Below are 16842 nucleotides of genomic sequence, written 5' to 3' on the forward strand. Positions count from 1 at the left end.
CCCCGGTGATGGCCGGATCGATGCGTGCTCGATCCTACCGTCAGAGCCGAGGAGGCGCGAGGCCGTCCCGAGGAGCAGGATCGAGGCCATGTCCTCCACCCCGTCCGACCCCCCGGTCAAGCCCGAGAGCACGGTCACCGTGATCGTGGCGTTCGTCGCCAACCTGCTGATCGCCGTCGCCAAGACGGTCGCCGCCTTCCTCACCGGTTCCGCGTCGATGGTGGCGGAGTCCGCGCACTCGTGGGCGGACACGGGCAACGAGATCTTCCTCTTCGTCGCCGACAAACGGGGCGTCAAGCGACGGGACGACGCGCACCCCCTCGGCTACGGGAAGGAGACCTACGTCTGGTCGATGTTCGCCGCGTTCGGCCTGTTCACCGTCGGGGCCGTCGTGTCCATCCAGCACGGCATCTCCCAGCTGACCGCCGACGAGGAGGCCGAGAACTACCTGATCAACTACGTCGTGCTGGCCATCGCCTTCGTGCTCGAGGGCACGTCCTTCCTGCAGGCGTTCCGTCAGGCCCGCGGATCGGCGGCCGAACGGCAGGTGCCGACGCTGCGGCACGTGCTGCGCAGTTCGAACTCGACCCTGCGGGCGGTGTTCGCCGAGGACGCGGCGGCCCTGATCGGCCTGCTGATCGCCTTCCTCGGGATCTTCCTGCACCAGGTCACCGGCTCGGCGGTGTTCGACGCGATCGGGTCCATCGCCGTCGGCGTGCTCCTGGGGGTGGTCGCGTTGGTGCTGATCGACCGCAACCGGCGGTTCCTCGTCGGCGAGAGCCCCTCGGACGAGCTCGAGTCGACCGTGCTCGAACGTCTGCTCGCGCGCCCCGAGATCGCTCGCGTGACGTATCTGCACACCGAGTTCGTGGGCCCCGGCCGGCTCTACCTGGTCGCAGCGGTCGACATGACGGGCGACGACCGCGAAGAGCACGTCGCCGCCGCCCTGCGCCGCGTCGAGCGGCAGCTCGAGGACCACGACGCCGTCGAGGAGGCCGTGCTCACCCTCTCGACGCCGGACGAGCCGAGCCTGACGCCACGGAGGGCGTCCGACCCGGCTCGTCGCTGACGGCCGCGCTGCGGTTCAGCCCCGGGAGGCGCGGCGCCGCGTGACGAGGACGGTCGCCGCCCCGAGCCCCACGAGGACCATGCCGGCGAGACCCGCCCACGGAGTCGTCTCGGAGGAGCCCGTGTAGGCGAGGTCGGAGCGGTGCGCCACGGGGACGACCCGTGCGGGCATCGGCACGGACGGTCGAGCCGCGGGGGGCACGGCGACGGACACCACGGCCGGCTCGGACGGAGCGGCGACGACGACCGGTGCGGCCAACGTGAAGTCGACGGTCACCGGTGCCGACAGCCGACTCCGCGAGGGCTGCTGGACTCCCCCCAGGCTCGGGTCGCCCGCGCCCGCGTACTGCTGGACCGTGGCACGCCACGAGCCGTACGGCAGGCCGTCGCCGATGGCCCACGTGCCGTCGGCACGCACGATCGGTGAGTCGTAGTCGCTGCCCCACCCGGTCTGCTCCGAGAGCGCCTCGTACGAGTAGTGCAGCCACGAGCCCGCTTGGCCGGTGCCCTCGAGCACGAACGAGCCGCCCCCCGGCCACGTGGTCGCGGGGGTTCGCAGCGTCTCCCCCTGCCGCGGCGACCCGATGGTGACGGCAGGAGAGGTCGGGACCTCCACCCGGAAGGACCGCGTCTCGGAACCGAGGACGAAACCGTCCGCGTTCGACACGACGACGGTCATCGACTGTTCGGGCGCTGCGTCCTGGGGCAGGTGCACGTACCGGACGGCCCGCGGACCGGCCACGTCCGCTTCGCCCCGGACCGACTGTCCCGCGGAGTCGAACACCTCGTACGAGAACCGGGCATCGGGTGCCTCGATCACGAGCTCGTAGCCCAGGGTCGCGTAGACCGCACCGTCCAGGGGGCTCGCGACCGTGAACCGTGCCGCCGGTGCAGCAGCACCCTCGGCCGCACTGGGGGCCGCCGCGGACGGCTGCGCCGACGGGGCCGTCGCGCCGTCGTCGGTCACCCCGGAGCCGTCCCCCGACTCGTCCGACGGGCCGGTCGTGGCGTCGGCCCCGGGCCCGACGGCGGGCGCGGCCGGCCCCGCCTCGTCGTCGATCTCGGGCGTCGGCGTCACCGCCGGCGCGTCCTCGACGTCCTCGAGCACGGCCGGGCCCCCGACCTCGGGCTCGACCTCGGACGCCGTCGCCGTCCGATCCAGCGGCGCAGGCTCGGCAGAAGCCGCCTGTCCGTTCAGCGCGATGCCCCCCAGGGCGATGACGATGGCCGTCGACAGCACGGTGGCGGTCGACACGGTCTTCTTCATGAGTGGTGTCCTCTTCAGTGAGTCAGGGTGGACCGGTCGCCCTGACCCACCCCGGGGCGACCGGTCGCCGTCCCGGTGATCCGGTCCGACGAGCACGACGTTAGCCACCGGGGGCGACGGATCCTCACGCCGTGACCAGGCCGTGACGAGAAGTCATCCGCAAGGTTGAGCCGTCCTCAATCCTCCGGCGCCGAGCGGGCTCACCCTCTCGTTCGGGGGGTGATTTGTGACGCATCCCGTGGTCGCTTTCAGCCGATTCCGCGCGCCCTCGGCTACCGTGATGCAGTGCAAGCAGTCATCAAGCTCATCAGAGAGCACCCTTCCGCGGCGAGGTTCCTCGTCGTCGGGGGCATCGGCTTCGTGATCACCATGGTGATCAACTACGGGCTCAAGCTGTTCGTCATCCCTCAGCACCCCGTCACCGCCCTCGCGTTGGGCATCATCGTCGCGACGGTCTTCTCGTACTGGATGAACAAGAAGTGGTCGTTCGACGACCGGGGCGAGCGTCACACCGCCCACGAGATGTTGCTCTTCGTCATCGTCAGCGTCATCGGGGTCGGCCTCAACTCCGCGCCGCTCTACCTCTCGCGCTACGGATTCGGCCTCGAGGTGCCGAACGTCTCGCGCACCACGCAAGAGATCGCCGACTTCGTCAGCGGGCCGATCATCGGCACCATGCTCGCCATGGTGTTCCGGTACTGGGCGATGAACAAGTGGGTCTTCCCGAAGCGCGCCGAGCTCGTGGACGTCCTCTCGCCGACGTCCCCGTCGACGTCACCGACGCCGACGGTCTAGGCCGAGCGCGCCTCCCGGGCGTCGAGTCCGTCCGCGACGGGGCCCACGGCTGCCGCGACCACCGGCCCGAGGGGGCCGCGCGACACCCCGGCACGCGCCCAGTTCGCGATGGCGGCCGCCGCCGCCGCGATCAACGTCGACCCGATCACCTGCGCCGCGAGATCAGACCGATCCCGCCCCGACCGCTCGGCCACGTACGATGCGACCGCCCCCTGCTGACGCACGAACCGGACCGCGGCCGAGGCGACGAGGTCGTCGCCGAGGGCCATCGCCTCGGACTGGGTCAGGGCCCAGGGCACGCGTTCGGGGTCGTGGGCCTCGGCGAGCGCGACGAGTGCGGCCTCGACCGCACGGACCGGCGACAAGTCGGAGGAGGCGCGCAGGAGGTCGCCGAGATCGGCGAGGCTCCGGTCGAGGTCGAGCCAGAAGAGGTCGGACTTGGCCTCGAAGTAGTTGAAGAACGTGCCACGGCTGACGCCGGCCCGACGGGCGATGTCGTCGACGGTCGTCCCGGCGTAGCCGTTCTCGAGGAACAACTCGGCCGCGGCGTCCGCCAGCATCTCGGCGGACGAGCGGCGAGGTCGGCCGACCGGCCGCCGAGGGCGGGTGGCGTCTGGTCCATCTGACATGGCCACCATCATGCCGCTAGACTCGACGGCGCACTTGTTGCACCCGGTCCACGAATGCCGCCTCGTCTCGGCGTCGTCGGATCCCACCCGACGTCCCGTCACTCCCCCGGAGCCCCATGCGCAGCCGCCTGCCCGTCCTGATCGCCGCCACCGCCGTCGCGAGCCTCGTGCTCGCCGGCTGCACGAGCGGGGGCGACCCCGACACCTCGTCCACCCCGGTCGCCGGGGGGACGCTGACCTACGCCTCGGGCGACGCCGAGCCGACCTGCCTCGACCCCCACGTCGGCGGCAACTACCCGCAGGCACTCGTGTCGACGCAGTACCTCGAGTCGCTCGTCTCGAAGGACGCCAACGGCGACATCGTCCCGTGGCTGGCCGACTCGTGGCAGGAGGGCTCCGACGGCCTCAGCTGGACCTTCACGCTCAAGGACGGCGTCTCGTTCACCGACGGCACCCCCTTCGACGCCACCGCCGTGGCGGCCAACGTCGCCCATCTCCAGGACCCCGCGACGCTGTCGTCGACCGGGTACCTCGCCCTCGGGAAGGTCACCGGCGTCGAGGCGGTCGACGCGCGCACGGCACGCTTCGACCTGAGCGAGCCCGACAGCGCCCTGCTCGAGTCCCTCTCACAGCCCTGGCTCGCGATGGAGTCACCCGAGGCCCTGACCCGGAGCCAGGAGGTCAACTGCGAATCACCGGTCGGCACCGGTCCGTTCGCGGTCGAGTCGTGGACCAAGCAGCAACAGGTCGTGCTCACCCGCAACGACGACTACAGCTCGCCGCCGGCCGATGCCGGGCACCAGGGGCCCGCCCACCTCGACGAGATCGTCTGGCGCTTCATCCCCGACTCGGCGTCCCGCTACGCCGCGCTGCAGGCCGGCCAGGTCGACGTGATCGACAACGCCCAGCCCGACACCCTCGTCGCCGCGGCGAAGGACGACTCGCTCGACGAGATCGACGCCCCGCGCCCCGGCGCCTCCAACCGCATCGAGCTCAACGCCGGCAAGGCGCCCTTCGACGACGCGAGCGTCCGCGAGGCGTTCATCCGCGGTGTCGACGTCGACTCGGGCATCGACTCGCTGTTCTTCGGCACGGCGAAGCGGTCGTACAGTCCGCTGTCGAGCGTCGAGCCGCTGGCGTTCTCCGACGAGTCGCTCTTCGACGTCGACACCGACGCGGCGAACGACCTGCTCGACGAGGCCGGGTGGAGCACCCGCGACGCGGACGGGTACCGCACGAAGGACGGCGTGCGACTCGCCGCGACCTTCCCCGTGAGCACGAACCAGTCGATCCCCGCCGAGCAGTCGCTGTTCGAGCAGGTCCAGGCCGGCGCGAAAGACCTGGGCTTCGACGTCACCCTCGAACCCCTCGACCTCTCGAGCTGGTACGGCGCCCTCGCGGCGAACGAGTACGACCTGGTGAGCGCGCCCTACACGAAGGTCGGCCCCGACGTGCTGCGCATCCTCTACGACAGCGACGGCATCACCCCCGCCCCGAGCGGCTACTTCGCCAACCTCTCGCAGACGAGCGACCCGGCCCTCGACGACCTGTTGACCCGCGCCTCCCGGACGAGCGACGCCGACGAGCGCGCCGACCTCTACCAGCAGGCCCAGCAGACCATCCTCGAGGGATGGCATGTCCTGCCGCTGTACGACCAGCAGAACCACTACCTGGTGCGCTCAGCCGTCCAGGGCGTCCGGGCCCTGCCGACGGTCCAGGCACCGACGATGTACGACGCCTACAAGACGAGCTGATCGAGTGCTTCCGGGGCGGTGGCGACGGGCGGGTCGGTGGCTCGTCGGCCGCCTGCTCGGCGCGGTCTTCGTGCTCTGGGCCGTCGCGACGCTGATCTTCTTCGCCATCCGGCTCGTCCCGGGCGACCCGGCCGAGGCGATCCTCGGCGGTCCGGGGTCGCAGGCCTCGGCCGAAGCCCTCGACTCCGTCCGTCGGCAGTACGGCCTGGACCAGCCGTTGTTCGTGCAGTACCTCGCGCAGCTCGGACGGCTCGCCACGGGCGACCTCGGGACGTCGTACTCGATGCGGACCGACGTCGGCCGGTTGCTGCTCGACCAGTTGCCGGGCACGATCGGTCTCGCGCTCCTCGCCCTGGTGGTGGCCTGGTCGATCGCGATCGCGACGGCCTGGTGGGCGACCCTCGGCGGCCGGATCGCCTCCGCGGTGTCGTCGGGTCTCGAGGTCGTCGCCTCGGCCGTGCCGCACTTCTGGCTGGCGAGTCTGCTCATCCTCGTCTTCAGCACCCGGCTCGGGCTGCTGCCCCCGGTGAGCACGGGAACCCCCGCGGGACTCGTCCTGCCGGTCGTCACCCTGGCGATCCCCGTCGCCGGGTTCCTCGGGCAGGTCACCCGCGACTCGCTGCTCGACGCGGCGGCCACCCCGTTCGCCCTCTCGGCACGTGCCCGGGGCGAGGGCCCGTCGGGACTCTTCGTCCGCCACCTGCTCCGACACGCGGCGCTGCCCGGGCTCGCCCTGTCGGGCTGGGCCTTCGGCTCGTTGCTCAGCGGCGCGGTCGTGGTCGAGTCGGTCTTCGCCCGCCCGGGTCTCGGTCGCACCCTGCTCGGCGCGGTCACGCTGCGCGACATCCCGCTCGTGACCGGCGTCGCCCTGGTCTCCGCGCTCGCCTACGTCGTCGTGGTCGCGCTCGGCGACCTGGCCGAACGCGCGGTCGACCCGAGAGGACGTGCGGCATGACGGCGCTGCCCGACCTGCCCCGGGGTGCCGACCCGGCCCGCGCCTCCTCGTCCCGCACGGCCCGGCGGCGCCTGCCGCTCGGCCCGACCGAACTCGTGGCGGCCGCACTGCTCTCGCTGCTGGTCGTGATGGCGGTCGCACCGGGCCTGTTGGCCCCCGCCGACCCGCTCGCCGTGTCGCCGACCGACGCGTTCGCCGGTCCGTCGCTCGCGCACCCGTTCGGCACCGACGAGTCGGGGCGAGGCGTGTGGACCCGCGTCGTCCACGGAGCCGGTGCCTCGCTGACGATCGGCCTCGTCGCCACGATGATCGGGACGGGACTCGGCGTGGTCCTCGGCGTCCTGGCGGGCCTCGGCGGTCGCGGCCTCGTCGGCCGCGCGACCGACGCCGGCGTGAGCCGCGTCCTCGAGGTGCTCTTCGCCCTGCCCGGCCTCTTGCTGGCGCTCGTCGTCATCGCCTTCACCGGGCCGGGGGCCGTGCCGGCGACGATCGCCGTCGGCCTCGCGACCGCGCCGGGGTACGCGCGGATCGTCCGCAGCCAGGTGGCGGCCGTCCGCCGGTCGCCGATGGTCGAGGCCGCGACGGTGCTCGGCCGTCGCCCCGGGCTCGTCCTCGTGCGTCACGTGCTGCCGAACGCCCTCGCCCCCGTGGTCGTGCTCGCCACGCTGGGCCTCGGTCAGGCCGTGGTCTGGGCCTCGTCGCTGAGCTACCTCGGGCTGGGGTCGCCGCCCCCGGCACCCGAGTGGGGCGCGATGCTCTCGGCCGGGCGCACGTACCTCGCGGTCGCCTGGTGGATGACCGTCTTCCCGGGGCTCGCCGTCGTGGTGACGGCCGCGTCGGCCACGGTGCTGGGGCGAGGTCTCGCACGACGCGGACGAGGAGGACGACGATGACCACGGACCCGCTGGCGACCGGCGCCGCTCCCCGCGACCGGCACCGCGCCTCCTCGGACGACCTCGTCGTCGACCGCCTGCACGTCACCTTCGGCGGGGTGACGGCCGTCGACGACGTGTCGTTCTCGATGGGTCGCGGCGAATGCGTGGCCCTGGTCGGCGAGTCCGGCTCGGGCAAGAGCGTGACCGCGCGGGCCCTGCTCGGGCTGACCGGTGGCACCGTGACGGCCGACGCCCTGCGGCTCGGTGACGACGACCTGCTCACCCTGTCCGAACGGGGCTGGCGTCGGCTGCGGGGACCGCGCATCGGACTCGTGCTGCAGGACGCCCTGGTCTCGCTCGACCCCCTGCGCCCGGTCGGCCGCGAGATCGACGATGCCCTGCGACTGCACACGCGACTCTCGCCGGCCGCCCGCCGAGCCCGCGTGCGGGAGGCCCTCACCGAGGTCGGCATGCCCGACCCCGAGGTGCGCCGGGGGCTGCGGTCGGGCGAGCTGTCGGGTGGACTGCGGCAGCGGGCGCTCATCGCCGCGGCCCTCGCCCTGCGACCCGGCGTGATCGTCGCCGACGAGCCCACCACCGCCCTCGACGCCGAGGTGCAGCGTCTCGTCGTCGACCGACTCGCCGCCCTGCGCGACGCGGGCACGGCCGTCCTCGCGATCAGTCACGACCTCGGGGTCGTCCGGCGCCTGGCCGACCGCGTGGTCGTGATGCGCGACGGGCACGTCGTCGAGCAGGGTGACACGGCGACCGTGCTCGACTCGCCGCAGGCCGACTACACGCGCATGCTCATCGCCGCCCTGCCCGGCGGAGCCCCGCGGGGTCGCCGCCTCTCCGCCCCCGCGACCTCCGACGGCGCGGACGCAGGAGGCGCGCCCGCGTCGACGACGCCGGTCGCCTCCGACGCGCCCGGCCCAGGAGGCGCTCCCGGCCCGTCGACGCCGGTCGCGGCGACGACTCCCCCGTCCGGCCCCGTCCTCCTGGCGACGGGCCTGCGCCGGGTCTTCCCGGGGCGCCGGGGGCCCGACCGGGTCGCCGTGGACGACGTCTCGCTCTCGCTCGGGTCCGGCGAGACGCTCGGCCTCGTCGGTGCGTCGGGTTCGGGCAAGACGACGACGGCCCGCCTGCTGCTCGGCCTCGACGACCTCGACGCCGGGACGGTCGACCTACTCGGCACGTCCTGGGCCCCGGCCCGCGAGCGCGACCGTCGTCCCCGCCGTGGCGACCTCGGCGCCGTCTACCAGGACCCCTCGAGCTCGTTCGACCCCCGGTTCACGGTCGGCCGCCTGCTGGCCGACGCGCTGACGTCGGGCCGCAGCACGCGCCTCGGTCCCGTCGAACCCGAGGTCGTCGCCCTGCTGGCACGGGTCGGACTCGACGCCGACACGGTGACGCGGCGGCCCGACACCCTGTCGGGCGGGCAGCGGCAGCGGGTGGCGATCGCCCGCGCCCTGGCCCCGCGGCCCCGCGTGATCGTCTGCGACGAGCCGGTCTCGGCCCTCGACGTCTCGGTCCAGGCCCAGGTGCTCGACCTCCTCGACGAGTTGCAGCGACAGGACGGGCTCGCCTACGTCTTCATCTCGCACGACCTGGACGTCGTCGAGCACATGTCCGATCGCGTGGCCGTGATGCACGAGGGCCGGATCGTCGAGCAGGGCCGCACGGCCGACGTGTTCTCCGCCCCGCAGCACGCCCACACCCGCGCCCTGCTCGCCGCCCGCCCCTAGCCGGGCCCTGCCCCTAGCCGGGCCCTGCCCCGGGGCGGACCCGGCCCCGCCCGCCGGGGCCCGCGGCCGCCTCAGCCGCGGCGGGCGGCGTCGGCCTCGGCGGCCTTCGGGTCGACCACGTCGATGAGGCCGGACTGCGCCCACTCGAGCGCCCAGTCCGACTTCGCGACCTCGCTCGACTCGTCGGCGTAGGCCTCGACCAGCTCGCGCGCCTCGTCGTCGGTCGCGACCGAGGGGCCCGAGCCGAGCAGCGGCTCGTTGGCGGTCTCCTTCGTGAACCACACGGCGACGAGGCCGATGACGGCCGCGGCCATGAGGTAGAAGGCGGGGATGTCGTGGGCCCAGGAGAAGCCCTCGCCCTCGGCCCAGACGACCAGCGCCTCGGTGGCCAGGGGCGTGGTGCCGCCGAAGAGCGAGACGGACACGTTGAACGCGATGGCCAGTGCGCCGTAGCGGATGATCGTCGGGAACAGCGCGGGCAGCGTCGACGGCATGGTCGACGTGAACGTGACGAGCACCAGGCCGAGCACCAGCAGGCCGACGAAGACGAGCGGCGTGCTCTCGGACTGCACGAGCTTGAGCGCCGGCCACGACAGCACCAAGAATCCGACGCAGCCGGCGAACAGCACCGGTCGACGGCCGAACCGGTCGCTCAGGCGTCCGCTGAACGTGATGACGATCATCATCAGCACCATCACGACGATGACGAGCAACAGCCCCGAGGTCGCACTGCGGCCCAGCGTGTTGGTGAGGTAGGTCGGCATGTACGACAGCAGCATGTAGTCGGTCACGTTGAAGACGAGCACCAGGCCGATGCAGACGATCAACGCCCGCCAGTTCTCGGCGAAGAGCTTCACGAGGGGCACCTTGACGTGCTCGCGACCGGCGGCTTCTTCTTGCTGCTTCTGGAAGGCCGGCGTCTCTTCGAGCTTGAGGCGCAGGTAGAGCCCGATCAGGCCGAGCGGTCCGGCGATCAGGAACGGGATGCGCCAGCCCCAGGCGAGCAGCGCCTCCTCGCTCATGCCGAGCTGGAGGCCGGTGACCAGCGAGGCGCCGAGCACGTAGCCGGCGAGCGTGCCGAACTCGAGCCACGAGCCCATGAAGCCGCGGCGCTTGTCGGGCGAGTACTCGGCGATGAACGTGGCCGCGCCTCCGTACTCACCGCCGGTCGAGAAGCCCTGCAGGAGGCGCGCCAGCAGCAGCAGGACGGGCGCCCAGAGGCCGATGGTCGCGTACGACGGGATCAGGCCGATGGCGAGCGTCCCCGCGGCCATCAGGATCATCGTGAGGGCGAGCACTTTCTGGCGTCCGATGCGGTCGCCGAGCGGGCCGAAGAACGCGCCGCCGATCGGCCGCACGATGAACGCGGCGGTGAACGTGCCGAAGGTGAACAGGATGTTGAGCGCGTCGTTGCCCGGCGGGAAGAACACCTGGGCGATGGTCGTCGTGATGTAGGCGTAGACGCCGAAGTCGAACCACTCCATGGCGTTTCCGAGGGCTGCGGCGCTGACCGCGCGCTTGAGCAGACCCTCTTCGACGACGGTGACGTCGTCGGTGGTCAGGCTGCGGCGGGCGGGCTTCTTGCTGTCGTTCTTCTTGGCTGACATCGGGTGAGGCCTCCAGGTCGTCGGGCGGTGGCAGTCGACCCCAGCGTCGGCAAAAAACCCGTCGAGCCTAACAGAACCGCCATGTCAGTACCAGTGCAGGGCGTGCAGGCGTGCAGCCACCGCAGCGCGCAGGAGGCGCGGTGGCGGTCCACGAGGAGCCCTCGCGGGGGTGCGTACACTGGTCGGAGTCCCACAACCAGGCACCTCCCCACCGACACGGTGCCGTCCACAGAACCGGAGAAGACCATGCCGTCAGCGATGCCCGAGAAGCCCGCCCTCGAAGGACTCGAGGCCCGTTGGGGTCAGGTCTGGGAGGCCGGCGGCACCTACCGCTTCGACCGCACCGACGCGACCCGCGCCTCCGTGTTCTCGGTCGACACCCCGCCGCCGACCGCGTCGGGCAGCCTGCACATCGGTCACGTGTTCAGCTACACGCACACCGACGTCAAGGCCCGGTTCGAGCGCATGCGCGGCAAGCGCGTGTTCTACCCGATGGGATGGGACGACAACGGACTGCCCACCGAGCGTCGCGTGCAGAACTTCTACGGTGTGCGCTGCGACCCGTCGCTGCCCTACGACGCCGACTTCACCCCGCCCTTCGAGGGGGGTGACAACAAGTCGTCGAAGGCCGCCGACCAGGTGCCGATCTCGCGCCGCAACTTCATCGAGCTGTGCGAGCGGCTCACCGTCGAGGACGAGAAGCAGTTCGAGGACGTCTGGCGGAAGCTCGGCCTCTCGGTCGACTGGACCCAGAGCTACCGCACCATCGACGACGACTCGCAGGCCATCGCCCAGAAGGCGTTCCTCCGCAACCTGGCCCGCGGCGAGGCCTACCAGGCCGACGCCCCCACGCTCTGGGACGTCACGTTCCGCACGGCCGTGGCGCAGGCCGAGCTCGAGGACAAAGAGATGCCCGGGGCCTACCACAAGCTCGCGTTCCACCGCACCGACGGTCAGGGCGACGTGCTGATCGACACCACGCGGCCCGAGCTGCTGCCGGCCTGCGTGGCCCTCGTCGCGCACCCCGACGACGAGCGCTACCAGGCGCTGTTCGGCACGACCGTCCGGTCGCCGTTGTTCGACGTCGAGGTGCCGGTGGTGGCCCACCACCTCGCACAGCCCGACAAGGGCTCGGGCATCGCCATGGTCTGCACCTTCGGCGACACCAACGACGTGGTCTGGTGGCGCGAGCTGCAGCTGCCGAACCGTGCCGTGATCGGCTTCGACGGCCGCTTCGTCAGCGAGGCCCCCGAGGCGATCACGTCCGAGGCGGGGCGCGCCTCCTATGCGCAGCTGGCCGGCAAGACGGTCTTCAGCGCCAAGCAGTCCGTGGTCGAGCAGTTGACCGCGTCGGGTGAGCTCGTGGGCGAGATCCGCAAGATCTCGCACCCGGTCAAGTTCTTCGAGAAGGGCGACAAGCCGCTCGAGATCGTGTCGACGCGTCAGTGGTACATCGTCAACGGCGCCCGGGACGAGCAGCTCAAGGGTTCGCTCCTCGAGCGCGGCGGTGAGGTGGCCTTCCACCCCGACTTCATGCGCGTCCGCTACGACAACTGGGTCAACGGCCTCAACGGCGATTGGCTGATCTCGCGCCAGCGCTTCTTCGGCGTGCCCATCCCGGTCTGGTACCCGCTCGACGGCGACGGCAACCCCGTCTTCGACCAGGTGATCGTTCCCACCGAGGCGCAGCTCCCCATCGACCCGGCGTCCCAGGCTGCCCCCGGATACGACGAGTCGCAGCGGGGCGTGCCCGGTGGATTCGTCGGCGAGGTCGACGTCATGGACACCTGGGCGACCTCGTCGCTCACCCCGCAGCTGGCCGGCGGGTGGGAGCGCGACCCCGAGCTGTTCGACCTCGTGTTCCCGTACGACGTGCGCCCCCAGGGGCAGGACATCATCCGCACCTGGCTCTTCTCGACGATGCTGCGGTCGCAGCTCGAGTCGGGCACCGTGCCGTGGAAGAACGCGTCGATCTCGGGCTTCATCGTCGACCCCGACCGCAAGAAGATGTCGAAGTCGAAGGGCAACGTGGTGACCCCGGCCGCCATGCTCGACGACCACGGCTCGGACTCGGTGCGCTACTGGGCGGCGTCGAGCCGCCTGGGCACCGACGCGGCGTTCGACCCCCAGAACCCCAAGCAGATCAAGATCGGTCGCCGTCTGGCGATCAAGGTGCTCAACGCCGCCAAGTTCGTGTACTCGTTCGAGCTGCCGTCGGGTGAGTTCGAGATCACCCAGCCGCTCGACCGCGACCTCCTCGCGTCCTTCGCCGCCGTGATCGAGACCGCGACCGAGGCGCTCGAGGGCTACGACCACGCCCGGGCGCTCGAGACGACCGAGAAGTTCTTCTGGACGTTCTGCGACGACTACCTCGAACTCGTGAAGGAGCGCGCCTACGGCGCCACCACGCCGGCCGAGCAGGCCTCGGCCGTGCTCGCGCTGCGCACGGTGCTCGAGGGCCTGCTGCGTCTGCTCGCGCCCTACCTGCCGTTCGCGACCGAAGAGGTCTGGTCCTGGACGCACGACGACTCGGTGCACCGGGCCGCGTGGCCGACGGTCGACGAGCTCGGACTCTCCGAGGGCGAGACCTCGTCCGGCCTCGTCGGGCTCGTCGGCCAGGCACTGATCTTCGTCCGGCGGGCGAAGTCGGACGCCAAGGCCTCGCAGAAGACCCCGGTGGCCTCGGCCGTCATCACGGGCCCCTCGGCCCAGCTCGACCTCGTGAAGCTCGCGGCGGGCGACCTCGCCGCGGTCGGCAAGATCGCCGAGCTGTCCTTCGCCGAGGGTGACGAGTTGGCGGTCGGCGACATCGTGTTCGCCGAGGTGCCGGCCGACGCCGGCGCGTCCGCCTCCGGTGCCGGCGCTACGGCCGCTCCGGCCCCGACGGCGGGTGGCTGATGCAGCTCGGTACGCGGTGGAGCGTCGGAGGCGCGGCTCCGGCCGAGCTGCCCGCCGCGGTCCTCGGGGCGGTCGCCCAGGTCGAGCGTGAACTCTCCGACCAGGGCGTCGACGCCACGTCGTGGCGCTGGACGCTGACCTGGCTCGAGCGTCGCCCCGTCGTCGAACTCGACGACGGCACGATCATCCGGGTCGACGCCGTCACCGGCGAGGCCCGCATCCACGAGCCGGTCGACGCCGAGGGCGACGACGACTGAACCGGCCCGTCCTCGGAGCCACGACGTGCCGCTCACCTCTCGAGGTGAGCGGCACGTCGCGTCCACCGGGGAGGTCGTGAGCCGTCAGGCGCGGGCGAGCAGCTCGCCGTGCGGCATGATCAACCAGCCGTCGGGGGCGTCACGCCACGAGCGCCAGGCGTCGGCGATCGCGTGCAGTTCGTCGTGCGTGGCGGCGTCCTTCTCGATCGCGTCGGCGTAGAACGCCGACTCCGTCGCGCGGGCCGCCCAGCTGTCGCCCCACCACGTGCGGTCCTCGTCGGACGCGAAGCACCAGACGGAGGCGCTGCTCGCCACGTCGACGAAGCCCGCCTCGAGCGCCCACCCCTTGAGGCGCCTCCCGGCGTCGGGTTCACCGCCGTTGCCCCGGTGCACGGTCTGGTAGACGTCCATCCACCGGTCGAGACCCGGGTTCTCGGGTGCCCAGACGCAGCCGTGGTAATCGACGTCGCGGACGGCGACGACTCCCCCGGGCCGCGCCACCCGGCGCATCTCGCGCAGGGCGGCGACCGGGTCGCCGACGTGCTGCAGGACCTGGTGCGCGTGCACCACGTCGAAGGCGTCGTCCTCGAACGGCAGGGCGAACAGGTCGGCGGTCTCGAAGTGGACGTTGTGGAGCCCCGCCCCGACCGCGAGCGACGTCGCCTGCTCGACGATGCCGGCGGCGGCGTCGATGCCGATCACGCGACCGGGCGCGACGCGGCCGGCGATGTCGACGGTGATGGTCCCCGGCCCCGACCCGACGTCGAGGACGCTGACCCCGGGCACGAGGTGCGGCTCGAGGTACGCGGCCGAGTTCTCGACCGTCCGCCACGCGTGGCTGCGCAGCACGCTCTCGTGGTGGCCATGGGTGTACCGGGCGGGCGTCTCGGGGCGTTCGCTCATGCGGCGACCCTAGCGCGCCTCCTAGTGTGGGCTGATGACGAACCCGTTCCTCTCCCCCAGCACGCTGCCGTACTCGCTGCCGCCGTTCGCGAGCATCACCGACGACGACTACGGCCCCGCGTTCGACGCCGGGTTCGCCGAACAGCTGGCCGAGGTCGAGGCGATCGCGACCGACCCGGACGAGCCGACCTTCGAGAACACGGTCGCCGCCCTCGAACGCAGCGGTGCCATCCTCACCCGTGTCCAGCACGTCTTCTTCAACAAGACCTCGTCGGACTCGACCGAGGCCACCGACGCCCTCGAACTCGAACTCGCCCCGCGGCTCGCGGCGCACGCCGACGCGATCCGACTCGACCCGCGGCTCTTCGCCCGTCTCCGCAGCGTGCACGAGCGCCGCGACGCCCTCGACCTGACCGCCGAGCAGCGCTACCTCGTCGAGCGGCTCGTCGCCGAGGCCACCCGCTCGGGAGCCGCCCTCGCCGACGACGACAAGGTCCGCCTCCGCGACCTCAACGGCCGGCTCTCCACCCTGTCCACGAGGTTCGAGAAGAACCTGCTGGCCGACACGAACGACCTCGCCGTCGTGGTCGACGACGTCGCCGAACTCGACGGACTCGACGCCGGGGCGATCGCGGCCGTCGCCGAGGCGGCCCGAGAGCGAGGGCTCGAGGGCCGCTACGTCATCACGCTCGTCCTCTTCAGCGGGCACCCCTACCTGGCGAGCCTGACCGACGAGGGACTCCGCGATCGGATCATGCAGGCGTCGCTCTCGCGTGGACGGCGCGGAGGCGACCACGACAACCGCGAACTCGTCCTCGAGATCGCCCGGCTGCGCGCCGAGCGGGCCGAACTGCTCGGCTTCGCGTCGCACGCCGCCTACGTCACGGCGGGCGAGACCGCGGGCACCCCCGGGGCGGTGGCCGACCTGCTCGGGCGACTGGCGCCTCCTGCCGCCCGGAACGCCCGCGCCGAGCAGGCCGAACTCGAGCGCGTCGCCGGCCGGACGATCCGGGCCTCGGACTGGGCCTTCTACACCGAACGGGTGCGCGCCGAGGAGCACGACGTCGACACGGCCGCGATGCGCCCGTACTTCGAGGCCGAGCGCGTGCTGCAGGACGGCGTCTTCTTCGCCGCGGGGCTGCTCTACGGCCTGCGGTTCGCCGAACGCGCCGACCTCATGGGCTACCACCCCGACGCGCGGGTCTTCGAGGTGACCGACGCCGACGGCGGCGACGTCGGCCTCTACGTCCTCGACCTCTACACGCGCGACAGCAAGCGCGGCGGCGCCTGGATGAACCCGCTCGTCTCGCAGTCGTCGCTCACCGGGCTGCCCACCGTCGTGGTGAACAACCTCAACGTCCCGAAGCCGCCGGCCGACCAGCCGACCCTCCTCACGCTCGACGAGGTGACCACGTTCTTCCACGAGTTCGGGCACGCCCTGCACGGTCTCGTCGCCCGGGTGACCTACCCGAGCTTCTCGGGCACCAACGTCTTCCGCGACTTCGTCGAGTTCCCCAGCCAGGTGAACGAGATGTGGATGCTCTGGCCGGAGGTGCTCGCGAACTACGCCGTTCACCACGAGACCGGCGACCGGCTGCCGCAACGACTGGTGGACGCCCTCCTCGCCTCCCAGGGCTTCAACCAGGGTTTCGAGACGAGCGAGTACCTCGCGGCGGCCCTGCTCGACCAGGCCTGGCACGCCCTCTCGTCGGCCGAGGCCGCGGCGGTCACCGACGTCGAGGCGTTCGAGCAGGAGGCGCTGGCCGCGGTCGGCCTCGACCTCGCGTCGGTCCCCACCCGCTACTCGAGCACGTACTTCGCGCACACCTTCTCGGGGGGCTACGACGCCGGCTACTACTCGTACATCTGGAGCGAGGTGCTCGACGCCGACACGGTCGAGTGGTTCGAGCAGAACGGCGGGCTGACCCGCGACAACGGCGACCGGTTCCGCGCACGCCTGCTGGGCGTCGGCGGCGCGAAGGACCCCCTCGAGGCCTACCGCGACTTCCGTGGGCGGGACGCCCGCGTCGAGCCGCTGCTCGCGCGGCGCGGCCTCGCCTGACACGAGAACGCCCCGGCCGAACCGGCC

At 72.0% G+C, this 16842-nt stretch carries 13 protein-coding genes; 9 read left to right on the forward strand and 4 right to left on the reverse strand.

Features of this window, described 5'->3' with window-relative positions:
• The first annotated feature begins 88 nt into the window (after positions 1-88).
• Positions 89-1069, forward strand: a complete 981-nt coding sequence (locus ASL10_RS12335) for a cation diffusion facilitator family transporter (RefSeq protein ID WP_056048343.1) — start codon at positions 89-91, stop codon at positions 1067-1069.
• 15 nt (positions 1070-1084) lie between these two features.
• On the opposite strand, the gene ASL10_RS12340 is transcribed toward ASL10_RS12335, so the two are convergent.
• Positions 1085-2335: an LAETG motif-containing sortase-dependent surface protein gene (locus ASL10_RS12340; RefSeq protein ID WP_056048345.1), complete on the reverse strand. Its 1251-nt coding sequence runs from the start codon at positions 2333-2335 to the stop codon at positions 1085-1087.
• A gap of 285 nt (positions 2336-2620) precedes the next feature.
• Here ASL10_RS12340 and ASL10_RS12345 point away from each other — a divergent pair, with 285 nt between their 5' ends.
• On the forward strand, positions 2621-3130 hold the full coding sequence (locus ASL10_RS12345; RefSeq protein WP_056048350.1) for a GtrA family protein: 510 nt from the start codon (positions 2621-2623) through the stop codon (positions 3128-3130).
• Here ASL10_RS12345 and ASL10_RS12350 read toward each other — a convergent pair.
• Positions 3127-3759 (reverse strand): TetR/AcrR family transcriptional regulator, encoded by a 633-nt coding sequence (locus ASL10_RS12350; protein ID WP_162234614.1) that lies wholly within the window; start codon positions 3757-3759, stop codon positions 3127-3129. The genes ASL10_RS12345 and ASL10_RS12350 overlap by 4 nt on opposite strands.
• Before the next feature lie 116 nt (positions 3760-3875).
• Between ASL10_RS12350 and ASL10_RS12355 the strand changes: the two genes are divergently transcribed.
• From ASL10_RS12355 to ASL10_RS12370, 4 genes are read left to right on the forward strand one after another with little or no spacing between them, the layout of a single operon-like run.
• Positions 3876-5513, forward strand: a complete 1638-nt coding sequence (locus ASL10_RS12355) for an ABC transporter substrate-binding protein (RefSeq protein WP_056048356.1) — start codon at positions 3876-3878, stop codon at positions 5511-5513.
• Positions 5514-5517: 4 nt separating this feature from the next.
• Positions 5518-6468 (forward strand): ABC transporter permease, encoded by a 951-nt coding sequence (locus ASL10_RS12360; RefSeq protein WP_056048359.1) that lies wholly within the window; start codon positions 5518-5520, stop codon positions 6466-6468.
• Entirely contained in the window at positions 6465-7361 is an 897-nt protein-coding gene (locus ASL10_RS12365; protein ID WP_056048361.1) for an ABC transporter permease, read from the forward strand. Before ASL10_RS12360 ends, ASL10_RS12365 begins: the two co-directional genes overlap by 4 nt.
• Positions 7358-9088, forward strand: coding sequence for an ABC transporter ATP-binding protein (locus ASL10_RS12370; protein WP_082460553.1), 1731 nt, complete (start codon positions 7358-7360; stop codon positions 9086-9088). Before ASL10_RS12365 ends, ASL10_RS12370 begins: the two co-directional genes overlap by 4 nt.
• A gap of 71 nt (positions 9089-9159) precedes the next feature.
• On the opposite strand, the gene proP is transcribed toward ASL10_RS12370, so the two are convergent.
• Entirely contained in the window at positions 9160-10695 is a 1536-nt protein-coding gene (proP, locus tag ASL10_RS12375) for a glycine betaine/L-proline transporter ProP (RefSeq protein WP_056048364.1), read from the reverse strand.
• A gap of 258 nt (positions 10696-10953) precedes the next feature.
• Here proP and valS point away from each other — a divergent pair, with 258 nt between their 5' ends.
• Both valS and ASL10_RS12385 read left to right on the forward strand, forming a co-directional pair.
• A complete protein-coding gene (valS, locus tag ASL10_RS12380; RefSeq protein ID WP_082460554.1) occupies positions 10954-13593 on the forward strand; it encodes a valine--tRNA ligase in 2640 nt (879 codons plus the stop codon).
• The gene (locus ASL10_RS12385; RefSeq protein ID WP_056048366.1) at positions 13593-13850 is read left to right on the forward strand and encodes a hypothetical protein; all 258 of its coding nucleotides are present in this window, start codon (positions 13593-13595) and stop codon (positions 13848-13850) included. Before valS ends, ASL10_RS12385 begins: the two co-directional genes overlap by 1 nt.
• Positions 13851-13934: 84 nt before the next feature.
• On the opposite strand, the gene ASL10_RS12390 is transcribed toward ASL10_RS12385, so the two are convergent.
• A complete protein-coding gene (locus ASL10_RS12390) occupies positions 13935-14753 on the reverse strand; it encodes a methyltransferase domain-containing protein (protein WP_056048371.1) in 819 nt (272 codons plus the stop codon).
• Positions 14754-14787: 34 nt separating this feature from the next.
• On the opposite strand from ASL10_RS12390, the gene ASL10_RS12395 reads away from it, so the two are divergent.
• Positions 14788-16815, forward strand: a complete 2028-nt coding sequence (locus ASL10_RS12395; protein WP_056048374.1) for a M3 family metallopeptidase — start codon at positions 14788-14790, stop codon at positions 16813-16815.
• Positions 16816-16842 lie beyond the last annotated feature (27 nt).

Origin of the sequence: Frigoribacterium sp. Leaf8, assembly GCF_001421165.1 — a bacterium.
Taxonomy (GTDB): domain Bacteria; phylum Actinomycetota; class Actinomycetes; order Actinomycetales; family Microbacteriaceae; genus Frigoribacterium.